The sequence below is a fragment of the Bradyrhizobium sp. 61 genome (genome assembly GCF_023073075.1).
Lineage (GTDB): Bacteria > Pseudomonadota > Alphaproteobacteria > Rhizobiales > Xanthobacteraceae > Bradyrhizobium > Bradyrhizobium barranii.
Genome location: NZ_JADPIU010000015.1, coordinates 103,117 through 121,228, shown reverse-complemented (window position 1 = coordinate 121,228; position 18,112 = coordinate 103,117). Strand labels below are relative to the sequence as shown.

The following is an 18,112-nucleotide window of genomic DNA, read 5'->3' as shown; positions in this document are numbered from 1 at the left end:
TTCTCCCGGCCCGTACAGTCGGTCATGCCGCCCTGCGAGCGAGTAATCGGCCGAGCGGCGTGTTGGGGTGGGCGACGGCCGCATCCAGCAGCGCGACGAGATGCGCCATCCACTCACCGACCCTGCGGCCATCGAGCAGCTCGCCCTTGTAATTGCATGAGCCGGTGATTCCGGTGGGGCGCTCCTTGAGCATCAGCGACAGCCAGGTCTGGTCGATCGGCAGCACCGGCTGGCCTTCGCGCGCGACGTTGCCGAGCGATTCGATCGTGACGTCAGCCAGATCGAGCGGCTGGCGCAGCGGATTTTGCAGGGTGAAATAGACCTGGAGCAGCGAGGCCGGATCGATCCTCTCCTGCTCCAGATGGTCGGCCAGGATGTTGAACGGCAACTCCTGGCGCGCATGCGCGTCGAGCACGCTCTGGCGTACCCGGGCCAGGGCTTGCGCGAACGACAGCTCCGGCGTGATTCGGGTACGGACGATCACCGTGTTCTCGAACGGACCGACGACCCGGTCGGTATCCGGCTGGGCGCGATTGGCCATGGCGGTGGCGACCGAGATGTCGTTGCGGCCGCTCTGCGCCAGCAGCAGGGCCTTCAGGCCGGTGAGAAGGCACATGAACAGCGTGCTGTTATGCCGGCCGGCGAACGCCGTGAGCCGGCCGATCAGCTCGCGCTCGAGGCTGACGGGGTGATGCCCGGTGGACGCGCCGGGGCTTGCTTCACCGTCGAAGACGGGGGCTGCGCCGCGCAGATTCTCCGTCCAGTCGGCGGCCTGGCGGCGGGCGGCGTCGGTGCCGCACCACCAGCGCTGCCAGCGGGCGACGTCCGAAAAGGCGAGCGGCAGTTTCGGCAGCGGCACGGACGGACGTCCGGCCAGCGCCGCATAGCGGTTGGACAGCTCCTCGAACAGCACGCCGATCGACCAGCCGTCGGCAATGGCATGATGCAGCGTCAGCAGCAGCACATGATCGTCGGCATGGAGCCGCAACAGCCGCGCCCGCAACAACGGCGGCCGCGCGGTGTCGAACGGGGCGTAGGTCTCCTGCTCGATCAGGAGATCGATCTTCCTGAGTTCGAGGGCTTTGCGCCGCTTGTTGTCGTGGGGACGTCCGTCGCCGATGACCTCGATGGTGAGGGCCGGTCCGAGTTCGCCGGGGGTTGCGATGCGGCTGACGGGCTCTTCGCCGCTCCGGCCGAATCCGGTCCGCAGCGATTCGTGGCGGCGCACGATGTCGCCGAACGCCTGCGCGAGGGTGGTCGGATCGAGCGGGCCCTGCAGGCGGAAGGCGAAGGGCAGGTTGAACAGCGGCAAGCCCGGCAGGTTCTGCTCGATCCGCATCATCTGGTCCTGTGCGATCGAGAGCGTTGGGAGCCCGCTTTCAGCAGGCCGCAACATGCCTGTTGCCGGCTTGCGCGGCTTTGCTGCCACGGCCTCGTCAACCCGCCGGGCGAGTTCTTCGATCGTCGGAGCCTCGAAGATGGTCTTGATCGGTAAGGACACGCCGAGCGCACGGGCGACGCGCGCCATCGCCTGGCCCGCCAGCAGCGAATGGCCGCCGAGATCGAAGAAATTATCGGTCACGCCGAGGCTCTCGACCTTCAGCAGGTCGATCCAGATGTCCGAGAGCACTTTTTCGGTGAAGTGCCGCGCCGGCACGGCGGCGTCCGGTCCGGAGACGTCCTGCTGCGCGGGCGCCAGCAGCGCCGACCGGTCGATCTTGCCATGGGCATTGAGCGGCATCTGGTCCAGGAACAGGAATGCGGACGGAATGGCATGGCCCGGCAACCGGCTCTTCAGGAAGTCGCGCAGCTCGCTGGCGCTGCTCTGGCTGCCGGCCGTTGCGACGATATGGGCGATCAGCCTGACATCGCCGCTCGCCTCGCGGCGCGGCTCGACGATGCCGGCGCGCACCGCGGGATGGTCGGCAAGCGCGTTCTCGATCTCCTTGAGTTCGATACGGTAGCCCCGGACCTTGACCTGATGGTCGGCGCGGCCGAGGCATTCGATGGTGCCGTCGGCGCGGCGGCGTGCGAGGTCGCCGGTCCGGTACAGCCGCGCGCCTTCCTGGCGCGAGAACGGATCGGGCAGGAAGCGCTGCCGGCTCTGCGCGGGATCGTTGATGTAGCCGCGGCCGACGCCGGCGCCGCCGATGCAGAGCTCCCCGGTCACGCCGACCGGCAGCGGCTGGAGGTTTTGATCGAGCACATGGAGCTGGGTGTTGGGCAGCGGCGCGCCGACCGGGACGTTGCTCGTCGCCGCTGCCGGCGCCTTGGTCAGGCGATGCAGCGAGACGTCGTCGGAACATTCTGATGCGCCATAGGCGTTGATCAGCGGTACCTTCGGGCAGCGGGCGAACCAGGCGCGGCAGAGATCGACCGGCAGCGGCTCGCCGGTCGAGATCAGGAGCCGCAATCCCGCAAAGGCGCGCTGGACCTGCGCGTCGTCCATGCGGTCGAGGATCACCCGCAGCAGCGACGGGACGATCTCGAGCACGCTGATCCCTTCACGCTCGATCTCCCGCGCGAGCAGGATCGGGTCCTGCACGATTGCGTGGGCACAGACATGGACGCGCGCGCCGACCATGGGACCGGCAAGGAACTGCCAGACCGAGATGACAAAGCTCTGCGGCGCGGTCTGGGCGATCACGTCCCTGGCCGTAAGGCCAAGCTCGGAAATGAGCGACGCCAGATGGTTCGACAGCCCGCGCTGCTCGATCATGACGCCCTTCGGCGCGCCGGAGGAGCCGGATGTGTAGATGAGATAGGCGAGGCTCGCGGCTGCGCGCCGTGCGGCGCGGGCCGGCCTGGTCGATCCGGGTGCAATCGCGTCCTCGAGCTCGGCGACATGGATGCGCTCGACCAGCGGTTCGAGCAGCGCCTTGACCATGGCCGACTGGGCGCGCCCGGTCAGCAGCATGCGGGCGCAGCTCGATCCGAGGATGGTCGCAAGCCGCGCCGGCGGCTGGTCGGGATCGAGATTGAGGAAGGCCGCGCCCACGCGCTGCGCGGCGATCATCGCGGCGAGCAGGTCGGGCCCGCGATCCGCAAGCAAGGCGACAACGCTCTCGGCGCCGACACCTTCGCGCGCGAGCCAGCGTGCGGCCGCCTGGCTGCGGCGGGCGAGCTCCCGGTAGGTCAGGGAGGTGTGTCCGTCCGACACGGCAACTGCGTTCGGTGTCTTCTTCGCCTGGCGCTCGATGCGTTCGCAAAGATTGCCGCGCGTGGTGAAATTGGCCACCACGCCCTGGCTTTTCGCCAGCAACTGCCGGCGTTCGGCCTCCGTCAGGAGCGGCAGGCGCGAGATGCGCTGCTCCGGATTGGCGATCACGGCCTTGAGCAGGGTCTTGAACTGAGCGGCCATGCCTTCGATGGTCGCCGCGTCGAACAGATCGGTGGCGTATTCGAAGAAGCCGGTGAAGCGGCCGTCGGCCTCGACCAGTTCGAGCGTGATGTCGAAACGCGCGACTTTCGGGTCGACCTCCAGCCGTCGCGTCGACAGGCCGGGGAAACGTGCCGCCTCGATCGAGGCGTTCTGGAGGATGAACATGATCCGGAACAGCGGGTTGCCGTCGCTCCGGCGCGCGATCTGGAGCGCGCGCAGCACTTCCTCGATCGGGAGGTCCTGGTTGCGGTAGGCATCCAGCGTGACCTGCCGCACCCGCCGCAACATCTCGCCAAAACCCGGATCGCCGCCGAAATCGTTGCGCAGGATCAGGGTGTTGGCGAACAGCCCGATCAATCGCTCGCTCTCGATCTGGTTGCGGTTGGCGATCAGCGATCCCGTCGCGACATCCTCGTGTCCGGTGTGGCGGAACAACAGGCACTGGAAAGCCGCGAGCAGCGTCATGAAAGGCGTGACGCCCTGGTCCTGGCTGAGCGCGCGCAGATCGGCCGACAGTGCCTTGGAGAATTCGAGATAGTGACGGGCGCCGTGACCGCTCCAGACCTCCGGCCGTGGCCGGTCGGTCCGCAGCGGCAGCGTGGTGACGCCGTCGAGCTGGGTCCGCCAGTAATCGAGCTGCTCCTTCGCCGCCGGCGTCTGAGCCCAGCTCTGCTGCCATAGCGCAAAGTCACGATACTGGAAGGCGGGCGAGCGCAACGTCACCGCGCTTGCCTTGCGTGCAGCGGAATAATGGGCGGCAAGCTCCTCCCAGAACAGCCGTTGCGACCAGCCGTCGGTGACGAGATGATGGACGTTGACCACCAGCGCGTGGCTGGATTTGTCGAACGACAGTAGGGTAACCTTGAGCGGCGGCTCGTGCGCCAGGTCGAAGGGATATTGCGCGAGCTCGAGCGCCTCGCGCCGGATGATTGCGCCCTGCTTGTCCGCCGCGCAGGGCTTGAGCTTGATCCGCTCGAATCGCGGAGGTGATTGCAGCACCCGCTGCGCCGGCTCGCCCTCGCGTTCGATGAAGACCGAGCGCAGCGCCTCGTGGCGCGCGCAGATCGAGGCGAGGCTCGCAGAGAGCGCGGCGACGTCGACCAGGCCCTTGAGAACGGCGACCTCGACGACGTTGTAATTGTAGCGGGTCGGATCGAGCCGCGAGAGCACATACATCCGCTGCTGCTGGAACGACAGCGGCGCGTCGGCTGCCGCCGCCTGGCGCCATGCGGGCACCATCGTCTCGCGATGGGTTGTGGCGGTCTCGATCCGGGCCGCAAGCGCTGAGACTGTGGCGCAATCGAAGATGTCCTCGAAGGAGAAGTCGACATTGAAGCGTTCGCGCAAGCGCGAGCGCATCTGCGTCGCCGCGAGCGAGTCCGCGCCGAGCGCAAAGACATCCTGGTCGATGCCGACCTGCGGCAGCTCCAACAGACCGGCCCAGATCCCCGCGAGCTGGGTCTCCAGCGCGTTGCGTGGCAATTGCGCTTCGACGCCATGCTCCGCGGTTGCGATCAGATCGGCCAGCGCGTTGCGCTTGACCTTGCCGCTCGCGCCTTTCGGCAGTGCGGCCACGCCGCGGATCAGGCTCGGCACCTTGTAGGCCGCAAGACGTTTGCGCGCGAACTGCCGAAGCTGGTCCGGAGTTGCTTCGGAGTTCGGGCGCAGCACCACGACGGCGGCGACGTTTTCGCCGAGCTTCTGGTGCGGGACGGCGAACACGCCGGCCTCCAGCACCGCCGGATGGCTCAGCAGGACCTCTTCGACCTCCAGGGGCGAGATCTTCTGCCCGCCGCGGTTGATGACGTCCTTGATGCGGCCGACGATGAAGAGATAGCCGTCGGCGTCGAGATAACCGAGGTCGCCGGTCCGGAACCAGCCGTTGCGGAAGGCGGCCCGTGTCGCGGCCTCGTCATTATAATAGCCGCGGCTCATGTTCGGCCCGCGCAGCATGATCTCGCCATGCTCGCCGCTCGCTAGCGTGCGGCCCGCCCCGTCCATGATCGCGATCTCGGGGCCCGCAGCGCGGCCGACCGATCCGACCTTGCGAAGCTCGAACGGATTGGCCGCGATCTGCGAGGCCGCTTCCGTCATGCCGTAGGTCTCGAGCACGGGAACGCCGAACATCGCCTCCAGCCCGTTCAGGATCGCAGGCGCGAGCGAGGATGAGGCCGAGCGGATCACGCGCAGCGACGACGAGCGGGCGCGGTCCGGGTCGGCCTCGGCCGCCGTCAGCAGCGCGCGATGGATGGTCGGCACCGCCGTGTACCAGGTCGGTTGCAGCTCCCGCATCCAGCCGAAGAAGGACAATGCGTCGAAACCGTTGGTGCAGATCACGCTGGAGCCCGCGGCCAGCGCCGTCAGCAGGCCGGAGATCAGACCATGGGCGTGAAATAGCGGCAGGGCATTGAGCAGGCGGTCGTGCGCTGCGAGCGACAGCACGCGGCCGGCATTGTATGCGGACAGGCACACATTGCGCTGTGTCAGCGGCACCATTTTCGGCCTCGCGGCCGTGCCTGACGTCAACAAGATGAAGGCGTCATCGTCGCCGCGCGAGGCGCCGCTCGTGCTGGCCAGCCCGACTGCCGGGCCGATGAACGTGCAGCCGCCGAGATTGTCGTTCGGCCCCGGCACGAAATCGATCACCGCGATATCGAGCGCCTTGGCAACGTCACGACTTGGTGAATTCATGTCGGCCCGGGTGACGAGCGCGGTCAGCTTCAATTCGCTGAAATAGCGCTGCAGCTCGTCGGCCGTCAGATCGGGATTGACTGGGACGCAGGCGCCGGCCGAGGCGACCGCGATCAGCGCCAGCGCGCTGTCGGCGCCGCGCGGCAGCGCAACGGCAATCCGGTCGGCAGGGGCAATGCCGAGCCCCCGCAGGGTGCGGAGCAGTTGCTGGATCAACTCACCCAGCTTGCCGTAGGTGAGGGCCGGCCGGCCCGGCGCGAGGAGAGCCGGTGCCGACGGCGTCTTGCGCGCATAAAAGTCGAGAAGGCCGCCGATATCGGCAAACGTCCTGGTTTCGGCGCCTGCGCTGTCCGAATCCTCTCCCGCTACGGATGCAATGTGGGACAATGCCATTCCCTTTTGATCTGATTGAGCTATTCTTCCCAAGACTTAGGGAACGCGTCCAGTCTGAGGTGAAGTTCGGGCCCCAAAATCTGTGGTTGAGGGGCCTAAAGCCCTTCGACGGAGTGAAGGTCGGGCAGAATCACCATGCTGGAGAATGAACCTGTTACGGGGACGGAAGGCGGGTTGAAGCGCTGGCTCGAAGGCGTCGGTCTTGGACATTACACCGATCTCTTCGCGCAGCACCGCCTCGATCTCGATGTGATGGGGGACCTGACGGAATCCGACCTGGTCGAGCTCGGATTGCCGCTCGGCGATCGCAAGCGGCTTCAGCGCGCGATGTCGGCGCTATTCCACGCTGAGACCGCCGAGAAGCCCGATACGGCCGCGCGCCCGCAAGTCCGGGCGGAAGTCGGTGCCGAACGGCGTCAGCTCACCACCATGTTCTGCGACATGGTGGATTCCACCTCGCTGTCGGTGCAGTTCGACCCGGAAGACGTGCGCGACATGATCGCGAGCTTTCGCGAGACCTGTGTCCGTGTGGTGAAACATTATGAGGGGTTTGCCGCGCGCTTCGTCGGCGACGGTATCCTTGTCTATTTCGGCTATCCGACCGCGCATGAGGACGATGCCGAGCGATCGGTGCGCGCCGGGCTCGAGATCGTGCGGGTGCTGTCGACTGCGCGCGCGATCGAGCCGCGCGGTGCGCTGAGCCACGCCCCCGCGGTCCGCATCGGGATCGCAACCGGTCTCGTCGTGGTCGGCGACCTCGTTGGCCAAGGCACCGAGGAGCGCGATTCCGCGGTTGGAGAAACCGTCAATCTCGCCGCGCGCCTGCAAGGTCTGGCGCCGCCCAACGGCGTCGTGATCTCGTCCTCGACGCAGTCGCTGCTGAAGGGCAAGTTCGACTACCGCAATCTCGGTGTCCATGCGCTAAAGGGCATCTCGGAGAAGACGCAGGCCTGGCACGTGGTGCGCGCCTCGCGGGCGGAAACCCGCTTCGCCGCTGCCATGGGCGGGCGGTTGACGCCGCTCGTCAACCGCGAGGAGGAGATCGCGCTGCTGATGGGGCGCTGGCAGCAGGTCAAGGACGGCGACGGCCAGGTCGTGGTCAAGTTCGGCGAGCCCGGCATCGGCAAGTCGCGCATCATCCAGGAGATCTTCGATCGGATCGCGGGCGACCGCCATGGACACGTCTCGTTCCAGTGCTCGCCCTATTACACCTCCACGGCGTTCTATCCGTTCTCCGAGCAGCTCAAATTCTCGCTCGGCCTCGACCGCGAGGATCCATCCGCGACGTCGCTGGCGGGTCTGGAGACCGCGATCGCCGCCGCCCATGGCGACATCGAGCAGGTCACGCCGCTGTTTGCCGCGCTGCTGTCGATCCCGACCGGAGACCGCTATCCGCCGCTCGATCTGTCGCCGCAGCAGCAGAAGGATGCGACCGTCGCGGCGCTGGTCAATCATTTCCTCGGCCTTGCGCGCGACATGCCGCTGGTGATCGCGCTTGAGGATCTGCACTGGATCGACCCGACCTCCCGCGAGGTGATCGACCTCCTCGTCGCCCGGGTGCAGAACCAGCCGGTCCTTGTCATCATCACCGCGCGCTCCGAATTCCAGCCGAGCTGGAACGCGCATTCGCACATCACCACGCTGGTGCTGAACCGCCTGAGCCGGCAGCTGCGCACGACGCTGGTCGAGCGCGTCGCGGGCCGCGAGCTTCCCAAGGAGGTGGTCGAGGAGATCATCGTCAAGACCGACGGCGTGCCGCTGTTCCTGGAAGAGCTGACCAAGACCGTTCTCGAATCCAACCTCCTGACCGAGCGGCACGGGCGCTACGTGCTGTCGGGCCCATGGCGGCAGCTCGCGATCCCGGCGACCCTCACCGACTCGCTGATGGCGCGGCTGGACCGGATGGGGCCGTTCAAGCGCATCGCGCAGATCGGCGCCACCATCGGTCGCGAGTTCTCCTACGAGACGCTGCACGCGGTCGCCAATACGCCGGCGGAGCAGATCGAGGCCGCGCTCAATCATCTGGAGGAGGCCGGGTTGATCATGCGCCGCGGCCATCCGCCCGGCGCGCTCTACTCCTTCAAGCACGTGATGATCCAGAACGCCGCGCACGACAGCCTGCTGCACAGTGAGCGGCGCAAGCTGCATTCGCGGATCGCCCAGGTGCTCGCCGAGATGTATCCGGAGAAGACCGAGCGCGAACCGGAGCTGCTGGCCCATCACCTCACCGAATCCGGCCAGAGCGAGGGCGCCGCCAGCTTCTGGCTCAAGGCCGGCAAGCAGGCGGCCAAGAGCGGCGCCAATCTAGAGGCGATCGGGCATTTGCGCCGGGGCTTGAGCGTCGTGCAGGCCAATGCGCGCATGCAGGGCGCCGACGAGATGGAGCTGGAGCTGCGCATCGCGCTCGGCAACGCTTTGATTGCCGCCAAGGGCTACGCCGTGCAGGAGGTCGAGGAGAACTACATCCGCGCGCTCGAACTCGGTCAGCAGCTCGACGACGACGAGAAGGCCTTCGCCGCCACGCGCGGGCTCTGGGTCTGCCATTTCATCCGTGCCGATCTCAGCCGCGCGCACGATCTGAGCGTCGAGCTGTTGAAGTTCGCCAAGCGCGAGCGGCTGAACGAGCGCACGCAGCCGGCGCAGCAAACCGGCTATCTGATCGAGGCGCACCGCTCGATCGCGATGACGATGCTTTACCGCGGTCGTTTTGCCGCCTCCCAGCACCATCTGCACCGTTGCATCAACCTCTACAGTCCCGATCTGCACTCCGATCTGATGGAGCGGCACGGTACCGATCCCGGCGTCGTTTCGCTGTCCTATCTCGGCTATCTCCTCTGGTTCCTCGGCCGGCCGGACGCGGCGCGCCAGCACAGCGAGCAGGCGATCGCGAATGCCGAGAAGATCCGCCATCCCTTCACGCTCGCCTTCGCGCTCGTGTTCGGCGCCTATCTGTGCCAGCATTTGCGCGACGTCGAGGGCACGCGCGACCACGCCAACCGCGCCATGATCATCGCCACCGAGCACAATTTCCTGCACTGGAAGCAGCAGGCGGCGATCCTGCGCGGCTGGGCGCTGGCCCAGCTCGGCGAGGCCGACGAAGGTCTCAGCCAGATGCGCCTCGGCCTCGACGAATACGAGGCGATGGATTCCTGGCTCGCCGGCTGCTGGTTCCGCTGCCTGCTTGCGGAAGCCTATGCCAAGGTCGGGATGCGCGATGCCGCCTTGCGCGCGCTGGACGGCGCGCTCGCGACCGCGAGACGGACCGGCGATCACTCCTATCTCGCCGAGGTCTATCGCCTGCAGGGCGAGATCACGATGTCGGACGGTGATCCGGCATCGGTGCAGGAGGCCGAGGACCTGTTCGCCCTGTCGCTGGAGACCGCGCGCAAGCAGGGCGCGCTGTCATGGGAGCTTCGGACCGCCGTCAGCCTTGCGCGGCTGTCGCACCAAGCCGGCAAGCGGGAGCACGCAAGCCTTCTGCTGTTGCCGATCGTCGGCAAGTTCAGCGAGGGCTTTTATACTCCGGACCTGAAGCAGGCGATGCAGCTCCTCAGCGAGCTCGGCGGAGACGTGCCCGTCCTTGAACAGGCCGATGCGATGAAATGAGCGATCTTGCCGCCGCGCGTGCGCGCTACGTCGAGTTGATTGCGAAGCGAGAGCGGATCTCCTCGCCGCGCCTGCTCGAGGCGCTCGCCGCCATCCCGCGCGAGCATTTTCTGGCGAAGGGACCCTGGCGCATCAAGAGCGAGGCGGCGCGCAGCTACCGGCTGACGCCGGATGCCGATCCCGTTCATCTCTACGACAATGTGCTGGTCGCGATCGATGCGCGCCGCAAGCTCGACACCGGGCTGCCGAGCCTGTGGGCGCACTTCATCGATCTGCTCGACGTCGGGGAGAAGGACCGCGTGGTCCAGATCGGCTGCGGTCTCGGCTATTTTTCCGCGGTGTTGTCGAAGATCGTGGGGCCCAAGGGCAGGGTGCATGCAATCGAATGCGACGGGCGGCTTGCGGCGCGTGCCGCGAATTACCTTCGCCCCTATCGCAATGTCGAGGTCGTGCATGGCGATGGATGTGAGGAGATCGGCGAACCGGCCGACGTGATCATCGTGCATGCCGGCTTCCCGCACCCGCATCCGCTCTGGCTTCAGTCGCTCCGCCCGCACGGCCGCCTCCTGGCGCCGCTGACGCAGCGCGACCGCGAGGGCGCCGCCCTCAAGATCACGCGCAAGGGCAGGGGGTTCGAGGCCGAGGCGGTGCAGCAGATCCGGATCTTCCCCGGCCAGGGTCGCGGTGTGACCGCACTCGACGACCGCGTCGCCGACTGGTGGCAGCGCGCCTCCGCGCTGGCGCCACTGCGTTTTCGCGCCATCGAGCAGGGGCTGCCGTCGGATGGCTAATGCTTGGTTTCGTTTTACCTTGATTCCGTTTGTGAGTTTCCAGCATCTCGCGGTGCGGCTATGAGTGCGGCTTGATGGCCATTCGAGCGCGCTCCATGCATTCCGTTGCCCTGCTGACCGCCAGCTACGCCAAGGATATCGAACGCTTTTCGCTGCTCAGCGAGAGCATCGACACCTGGCTCTCGGGATACACGCGGCATTATGTTCTCGTTAACGATGAGGACGTGCCGCTGTTCGCGCGGTTCGCGTCCGACAAGCGCGTCATCGTTCCGGCTTCGCGTTACCTGCCGAAATGGCTCTGGGCGCTGCCGCCGGCGCTTCAGTTCCTCAGCAAGCGCCGGGTCTGGCTGTCGCTGCTGTCGTCGCCGGTGCATGGTTGGCACATCCAGCAGATCCTCAAGATCGCCGGCGTCCTCAACGCGCCGGAGCAGCGCGTCTGCATCCTGGACTCGGACAATCTGTTCTTCCGCGAATTCGACGTCGGCCAATATGCCGGCGGAGAGAAGACGCCGCTGTTCGTCACCCCGAAGGACATCGGCGCAGACCACCCGTTGCATGGGCTGTGGCTGCGCACCGTCGATCAGCTCCTCGGTATCAAGGAGCGCTCGTTCCCGGCCGACGACTATGTCGGCAACGCACTTGTCTGGGATAGGGACACCGCGCGCGCGATGACCGACGCCATCAAGGCGGCGACGGGGTTGAACTGGGTTCTGGCGCTGTGCCGGAAGAAGAAGTTTTCGGAGTATCTGATGTACGGACACTTCGTCGCGAACTCGCCCGCGCATCTGGCCACCCATCGGGTCACCCAAGACAGCATTGCGGTCTCGCATTGGGACGACACGCCCCTCGACCGTCCCGCCATCGAAGCGATGATGCGCGCGGCCTCGCCCGAACAGGTCGCGCTCTGCATCCAGTCCTATTCGTCGACCTCGGTCGATGACATCCGCGACGTGTTCCGCCTCAGCTCGCGGGATCGACGCAGCCCGAGCCTGTCTCCTGAAGATATGGGTGATGCGGCCGAATTCGAAGTGCCGGCGAAGACGCGCTAAGGCCGCGTCTCAGGCGTCTCTCGTGAACTTGCTGATGACGTCCATGAACGGCTTCGGCTTGAACTCGCCATCGAGCGGCAAGGGGCGGTTCGGCTGCTTGTCCGCGCGGGCGAAGGTGCCGTTGATCCAGCTATAGCGATCCGAGAGGCCCCAGGTCAGGATCGAGCGCACCGGCCCGCTGGTCGAGATCGCGGTCAGGAGATCGTCGACGCGCTTGGCGACGATGGCGTCGCGCTCCGCAGGACTTCCCGTCAGCTTCTGGTCGTCGACATCGAGCTCGGTGACGAGCACATCGAGGCCCCAGGAGCGCAACTCGGTGACGAATTCGGCGAGCCCATGCGTGTCGATCTCGAGCTCGGCATGCAGATGCGATTGCAGGCCTACGGCGTGCAGTGGCACGCCCTGGTCGAGCAGGTCCATGATCAGGTTGCGGTACGCCGCGCGCTTGGCAATGAACGAGTCCTTCGCCGACTCGATGTCATATTCGTTGATCGCGAGCTTGACGAAGGGATCGGCCGCGGCCGCCGTGCGGAAGGCCAGCGGAATCCAGCGGTTGCCCAGATGCTGCGTCCAGAACGTGTCGCGCCGGTCGGTGATCTTCTTCGGATTGTCCGGGATCGGCTCGTTGACGACGTCCCATGACGTCAGCTTGTCCTTGTAATAGGACACGACGGTGCCGATGTGGTCGACATAGGCGCGCTCGACGCCCTTGGTGTCCTTGATCTGCTTGGTCCAGTCCGGAATGTCGTGATACCAGGCGAGCGCGTGGCCGCGCATCGTCAGATCGTTCTCCCGCGCGAAATCCAGGATCGCGTCGGCGCGCTCGAAGTTGAACGTGTGCGCGTTCGGCCGCAGCATCGGCCATTTCAGCTCGAGCACCGGCACCACCTGGGTGCAATAGGTACTGATGGCATCACCGAGCCTGGGATCGGCTTGCAGGTCCCAGAGCGTCGCCGCAGCGCCAAAGCCCGGACGGCGCTGCGCGAGTTTTGATGCCGGCGCGGCGGACGCCGCTGCCCCCGCCGCGAGTGCTGCGGCGCCGCCGAGGAGAAATTCGCGTCTGTCGAGCCTGGTCACGGTGGGACGTTCCTTTTGGAACCAACGCGCCATCGTACCAAGCGGCGCCTTGCGACGCCGGGGTTTCCTGTCGTTGGGTTAACCTTTGCGGATGTCCGGTGCGCAACGCGCGTGGCGCTGCATCGCTGTTCCAGTCTGGATCAGGGTTTCGTGTCGTGATCGCTCGAACCGCCCCAGGGAAAGGGCAAATTTAACGCTAACGCGCGAAAGCGGCCTTCCAGCCTCATTCGCCGCCCGATCTGCAGACTTATGTGACACTCTTGAGAGATGCTGCGACGCAGTTCGTTCGCCCCGCCAAGGTCATTGATTAACGGCCGTCACCATCGCAACACCGTTGCCGGTCCCGTGCTCGCATGCTGAACCGCCATTTCTCGATTTATCTCGTCGCCTACATCCTGCCCGCAGCGGTGGGCTTCTTCGCGGTCACGGCCTACACGCGGCTGCTGACGCCGGCAGAGTACGGCGTCTATGTCGTCGGCATCAGCCTTGCCGGCATATTGGGCGCGATCTTCTTCGCCTGGATCAAGCTGTCGGTGTCCCGCTATCAGGCGATGTCGGCGGAGGTGGATTTTCGCGGCACGGCGATGGTCGCCTTCGGGCTGACGGCCGCGGTCCTCTGCGCCACCACGCCGCTGGTCATTCTGTTCCGCAGCGACCTCAGTGTCGAGCTGCTGCTCGCCAGCATGTTCGTGGCGATCATGGCCAATGCCGTCGATGTCGGTCAGGAATTCGAGCGCGCCAAATTGCGCCCCTACAGGTTCGCGGCGATCTCGATCGTCCGCAGCGTGTCGAGCGTCGGCTTTGGCCTGCTCGGCATCTGGCTCGGCTGGGGTGGCTTGGGACTGCTCGCCGCGTTCGGCCTGGGCTCGCTCACCGGCATCATTCTCAATCTCGTCGGCGACCGCACGAAGATTGCGCGCTTCGAGCGAAGCCAGTTCATGCAGCTGGCGCGCTACGGCCTGCCGCTGACGCTGGCCGGATTGTCCGTTGCGGTCTATTCGGCCTGTGACCGGCTCATCGTCGCTTATCTGCTCGGCAAGGACGCCGCCGGCATTTTCGGCGTCGCCGCCGATCTGCCGCGCCAGTTCATGGTCATGATCGCCTCCAGCGTCGCCGCGGCAACCGTGCCGCTGGTGTTCCGGTCGCTGTCGGAGAAGAACAACGAGACGACGCGGGAGCGGCTGAGCGAGAGCCTCGAGTTGCTGCTCGTCGTCGTCGCACCCGTCGCCGTCTGGCTCGCGCTCGCGGCCGACCAGGTCGCGGGCACGCTCGTCGGCGTCGATTTCCGCGCCGGCGTGTCGGCGCTGCTGCCGACGCTGGTGCTCGCGCGCTTCTTCGGCATCGCCAATCAATTCTATGTGCAGATCAGCTTCCAGCTCGCCGAACGGCCGTTCATGCTGGCGGCACAGTCGTTCCTCACGCTCGTTCTGAGCGTGGCGCTGATGTTCGCGCTGGTCGCCGGCTACGGCCTTTACGGCGCAGCGCTCGCCACCCTCGCCACCGAAGCGCTCGGCTTCGTCGTCGCCGTCGCCCTGATGCACCGCGCCCATCCCGTGCCGTTCGACGTCAACCGCCTCGCCGGCGTTGCGGCTTCGGCTGCGGCGATGGCGGGCGCTATCCTCGTTGCGCGGACGCAAGTGGGCGGTACCGGTATCGTGGCGTTGATGGTTGTCAGCTCCGCGGGCGGGGTTGCTTACGCCGCTGCGGCCTGGCTGCTCAACGTCGCGAACGTGCGGACGTTATCGCTGCGCTTCCTGCGGACGTTCAACCGCAAGGCGCTGGGCGTATAGAACCCGCGCGCTACCCCGCCAAAAAGCCGCCATCCACGGCAATGACGGTGCCGGTCGCATATTGCGAAGCCGGCATGCAGAGGAAGGCAACGGCGCCGGCAATGTCCTCCGGCTGTCCCCAGCGCTTGAAGGCGGTGCGATCGGCGATGCGCTGATAATGCGCAAGGTCGCTGCGGCCGGCGGCGTTGATCGCGGTTTCGACATAGCCGGGCGCGACCGCGTTGACGCGGATGCCTTCTTCGGCCCACTTCAAGGCCAGTGCCTTGGTCAGCATCACGACACCACCCTTGCTGGCGCAATAGGCGGGAATCCGCGGCAGCGCCAGCGTCGCATTCATCGACGCGATGTTGACGATCGATCCCGTCTGCTCCGCGAGCAGGGGGTGAAAGGCCATGCAGGTCCGGAACGTACCGGTGAGGTTGACGTCGAGCACCTTCATGAAGGTCTCGATCTCGAATTCCTTGTCGCGCGCGAGAATGCCGGCGCAGTTGATCAGCGCGTCGACGCGCCTGTGTTTCCGGGCGAAGGACGTGACGGCCGCGTCATCGGTGACATCGAGCGTCGCGAGCGTGAGGCCCGCGCGCGGTTTGAGCAGCGTGCGCGAGAGGTCCGCCTCGTTCGCGCCGGTTGCAGTGACCGCCGCACCCAGGTCGCAGAATTGATTGCTGATGGCGGCACCAATGTCGCCGGCGCCGCCGATCACGACCGCATGAAAGCCGGGGGCGAGAGAGAAATTCGAACTCATCGGGATTGTCTCACTTCAGGGATTTCGGAGGCGGCGCCGTCGACTCGCGGACGACCAGCGAGAAGTCGATCTCGCGATGCATGATGGTCTGCTCGCCGGCGAGGCTGCGCACCAGATATTCGCCGGCGCGCTGCCAGGTTTCTCCGGTCGGTACGTGGATCGTGGTCAGGCTCGGCCGCAAATGCCGGCTCCAGTCGAGGTCGTCGAACCCGACCACCGAGAGGTCACGCGGCACCGAAAAACCGCTGCGCTCGGCTTCGAGCAGCACGCCATAGGCGATGACGTCGTTGCCGCACACCACGGCTGTCGGGCGGTCCTCGAGGCCCAGCAGATAGCGTGCCGCCTCGCGCGCGTCGTCCAGCGTATAGGGTACCTCGACATGCCATTGCGAAGGCAATTCGAGCCCGTTCTCCGTCAGCGCGCGGCGAAAGCCGGCGACGCGCGCGCTGGCGCGGTCGTTGTTGCGCTGGAGCGCCGAGACGATCCCGATGCGGCGATGGCCGAGCTCGATGACATGCGCGGCGGCGCGATGGGCGGCGGCTTCGTTGTCGGTGCCGACGCAAGGATAGGGCCGGTCGGGCTGGTAGATGCCGACATTGATGAACGGCACTGCGTTGTCCGCCAGCAGCTTGCGCAATCCATCGTGATGGCAATCGCCGCGCAGCACGAGGCCGTCGACACCGCGGCTGATCAGATTGCGCGCCTGCTGCAATTCGACATCGAGATCGTAGCCGCTCGTGGTGAGAAACAGCATGTATCCGACCGACGACAGATATTGCTGCAGCGAGGCGATGCCGCGCGCGAACATCGTGTTGTCGATCGTCGGTACGATTGCGCCAAGCGTGCGCGAGCGGCGTGACGACAGGATGCGCGCCGGCGCATGAGGGATGTAGCCGAGCGCGTCGATGGCCTGCTCGATACGCGCCCGCAAGGAAGGGCTCACCGCGTCGGGGTTGTTGAGGGCGCGCGAGACCGACGCCGTCGAGACGCCGGCGCGGGCCGCCACGGCGCGGATACCCTGCTTCACAGACTTGGCGTTGGTCAGTCTCATGAATGTAACGTTACATCGGGCGTAGCGAACCGCATGGTAGCGGCAATGTCGGGAATCTGCCGCAGATTGCGCGGCTTGTCCATCGCTTGACACGGCGGATGCGAGGTCTATTTTGTAACCGTTTTCAAGTGCTGCTCAAACGTATTCAAAATGGTCCGCCAGCTTAAGGCGGCCAGCCGGGAGGAGAGTTCGATGAAGGCCAGGATGCTCGCGACCCACGTCGCGTTGCCCGTTCTCGCGATTGCTGCGGCGACCGCGCAGGCGCACGCCGCCGATTTCGACTGGATGAAGTTCAAGGGCAAGACCGTCACCTTTCTCGCCAACAACAATCCGGTGTCGCAGGCGCTGCTGACTTACAAGGCCGATTTCGAGAAGCTGACCGGCATGACCCTCAAGGTCGACGGCTATCAGGAACAGCAGATGCGCCAGCGTCTGGTGACCGTCATGAATGCGAACAGCGACGAGGTGGACGTGTTCATGACGCTGCCCTCGCGCGAGGGCGAGCAGTTCGCCGCCGCCGGCTGGTACGGCGATCTCACCGCGATGGCCAAGAACGAGGTGGCCAAGGAATACGACCCCAACGGATTGAGCCAGGCCCTGCTGAAGGCCGCGACCTTCGGCGGCAAGCTGACCAGCATGCCCATGAACATCGAAGGCCCGATCTTCTATTACCGCACCGACATCTTCAAAAAGTGCGGCCTCGAGGCGCCGAAGACGATCAAGGACGTCGAGGTCGCCGCCGAGAAGATCAAGAGCTGCGACAGCACCGTGACGCCGTTCGTCTCGCGCGGCCTAAAGCCCGCGATTGCCTATACCTTCAGCAACATGCTGCACAATGTCGGCGGCAGCTATATCGCAAACGGCAAGTCGAACCTCTGTTCGGCCAAGGGCAAGGAAGCGCTCGACACCTATAGCCGGTTGCTGCGCGATTTCGGACCGCCTGGCGTCGTCAACTACAGCTTCCAGCAGATTTCCGCGCTCTACCGCGGCGGCCGGGCCGCGATGGCGTTTGAGTCGTCGAATGAGTTACGCACGGTGATGGAAGGCGGCGCGCGCCTGAAGGACACCGGCCTGCTGCCGTTCCCGGCGGGCGATGCCGGCCATGTGCCGACCACGATCGGCTGGGGCATGGCAGTGTCCTCGCACAGCAAGCAGCCGGATGCGGCCTGGTACTTCGTGCAATGGGCGACCAGCCCAGAGGTGCAGAAGAAGATGGCGCTTCAGGGCATTGCCCCGCCGCGTCCGTCGGTCGCCAAGGATCCTGAATACCGCAAGTGGATCGACGAGGAGCCGGTGCGGAAGGAATGGCAGGCCGCGCTCGACGTGCTCGCAACCAAGGGCTCCTCCGAGGTCGGCTATCCCATCGTCGCCAATCCGCAATCGCGCGAGTTCATCGGGCAGGCGGTACAGGATCTGATCCTGAAGCAGAAGACCGTCGATCAGGCTTGCGCGGATGCCGACAAGGCGCTGGATGCGCTGATCGCGCTGAACTAACCGCCTCATGCCGGCAGGCTTGCTGCCTGCCGGCACCCAACTC

Annotated in this window: 9 protein-coding genes; 5 read left to right on the top strand and 4 right to left on the bottom strand. The window is 66.0% G+C overall.

The window, feature by feature from the left end; all coding sequences use genetic code 11:
• Window positions 1–22: 22 nt before the first annotated feature.
• Window positions 23–6,466 (bottom strand): non-ribosomal peptide synthetase, encoded by a 6,444-nt coding sequence (locus IVB46_RS07555; RefSeq protein ID WP_247342393.1) that lies wholly within the window; start codon window positions 6,464–6,466, stop codon window positions 23–25.
• A gap of 135 nt (window positions 6,467–6,601) precedes the next feature.
• On the opposite strand from IVB46_RS07555, the gene IVB46_RS07550 reads away from it, so the two are divergent.
• The 3 genes from IVB46_RS07550 (at window position 6,602) to IVB46_RS07540 (ending at window position 11,912) form a co-directional block, all read left to right on the top strand.
• A complete protein-coding gene (locus IVB46_RS07550) occupies window positions 6,602–10,072 on the top strand; it encodes an AAA family ATPase (protein WP_247311692.1) in 3,471 nt (1,156 codons plus the stop codon).
• Window positions 10,069–10,863 carry an rRNA adenine N-6-methyltransferase family protein gene (locus IVB46_RS07545; protein WP_247311695.1) on the top strand — a complete coding sequence of 265 codons (795 nt, stop codon included), beginning with the start codon at window positions 10,069–10,071 and terminating at the stop codon, window positions 10,861–10,863. The genes IVB46_RS07550 and IVB46_RS07545 overlap by 4 nt, the downstream gene beginning before the upstream one ends.
• Before the next feature lie 95 nt (window positions 10,864–10,958).
• A complete protein-coding gene (locus IVB46_RS07540) occupies window positions 10,959–11,912 on the top strand; it encodes a DUF6492 family protein (protein WP_247311698.1) in 954 nt (317 codons plus the stop codon).
• Between the two features lie 9 nt (window positions 11,913–11,921).
• Here IVB46_RS07540 and IVB46_RS07535 read toward each other — a convergent pair whose 3' ends face one another.
• Window positions 11,922–12,989, bottom strand: a complete 1,068-nt coding sequence (locus IVB46_RS07535) for an endo-1,4-beta-xylanase (RefSeq protein ID WP_247311701.1) — start codon at window positions 12,987–12,989, stop codon at window positions 11,922–11,924.
• A gap of 353 nt (window positions 12,990–13,342) precedes the next feature.
• Here IVB46_RS07535 and IVB46_RS07530 point away from each other — a divergent pair, with 353 nt between their 5' ends.
• Window positions 13,343–14,779 (top strand): oligosaccharide flippase family protein, encoded by a 1,437-nt coding sequence (locus tag IVB46_RS07530; protein WP_247311704.1) that lies wholly within the window; start codon window positions 13,343–13,345, stop codon window positions 14,777–14,779.
• Window positions 14,780–14,789: 10 nt separating this feature from the next.
• On the opposite strand, the gene IVB46_RS07525 is transcribed toward IVB46_RS07530, so the two are convergent.
• Together IVB46_RS07525 and IVB46_RS07520 are read right to left on the bottom strand one after the other, a co-directional pair.
• Window positions 14,790–15,524, bottom strand: coding sequence for an SDR family oxidoreductase (locus IVB46_RS07525; protein ID WP_247311707.1), 735 nt, complete (start codon window positions 15,522–15,524; stop codon window positions 14,790–14,792).
• 10 nt (window positions 15,525–15,534) lie between these two features.
• Window positions 15,535–16,575, bottom strand: a complete 1,041-nt coding sequence (locus IVB46_RS07520) for a LacI family DNA-binding transcriptional regulator (protein WP_247311710.1) — start codon at window positions 16,573–16,575, stop codon at window positions 15,535–15,537.
• Window positions 16,576–16,767: 192 nt separating this feature from the next.
• On the opposite strand from IVB46_RS07520, the gene IVB46_RS07515 reads away from it, so the two are divergent.
• Window positions 16,768–18,069: a sugar ABC transporter substrate-binding protein gene (locus tag IVB46_RS07515; protein ID WP_247311714.1), complete on the top strand. Its 1,302-nt coding sequence runs from the start codon at window positions 16,768–16,770 to the stop codon at window positions 18,067–18,069.
• Window positions 18,070–18,112: the final 43 nt, after the last annotated feature.

What these genes read in the sequence shown, in the direction of transcription:
- IVB46_RS07540 (WP_247311698.1), top strand. Translation starts at nt 10,959, where the DNA reads ATGCATTCCGTTGCCCTGCTGACCGCCAGCTACGCCAAGGATATCGAA.
- IVB46_RS07520 (WP_247311710.1), bottom strand. Translation starts at nt 16,575, where the DNA reads ATGAGACTGACCAACGCCAAGTCTGTGAAGCAGGGTATCCGCGCCGTG.
- IVB46_RS07530 (WP_247311704.1), top strand. Translation starts at nt 13,343, where the DNA reads ATGCTGAACCGCCATTTCTCGATTTATCTCGTCGCCTACATCCTGCCC.
- IVB46_RS07525 (WP_247311707.1), bottom strand. Translation starts at nt 15,524, where the DNA reads ATGAGTTCGAATTTCTCTCTCGCCCCCGGCTTTCATGCGGTCGTGATC.
- IVB46_RS07545 (WP_247311695.1), top strand. Translation starts at nt 10,069, where the DNA reads ATGAGCGATCTTGCCGCCGCGCGTGCGCGCTACGTCGAGTTGATTGCG.
- IVB46_RS07550 (WP_247311692.1), top strand. Translation starts at nt 6,602, where the DNA reads ATGCTGGAGAATGAACCTGTTACGGGGACGGAAGGCGGGTTGAAGCGC.
- IVB46_RS07515 (WP_247311714.1), top strand. Translation starts at nt 16,768, where the DNA reads ATGAAGGCCAGGATGCTCGCGACCCACGTCGCGTTGCCCGTTCTCGCG.
- IVB46_RS07555 (WP_247342393.1), bottom strand. Translation starts at nt 6,466, where the DNA reads ATGGCATTGTCCCACATTGCATCCGTAGCGGGAGAGGATTCGGACAGC.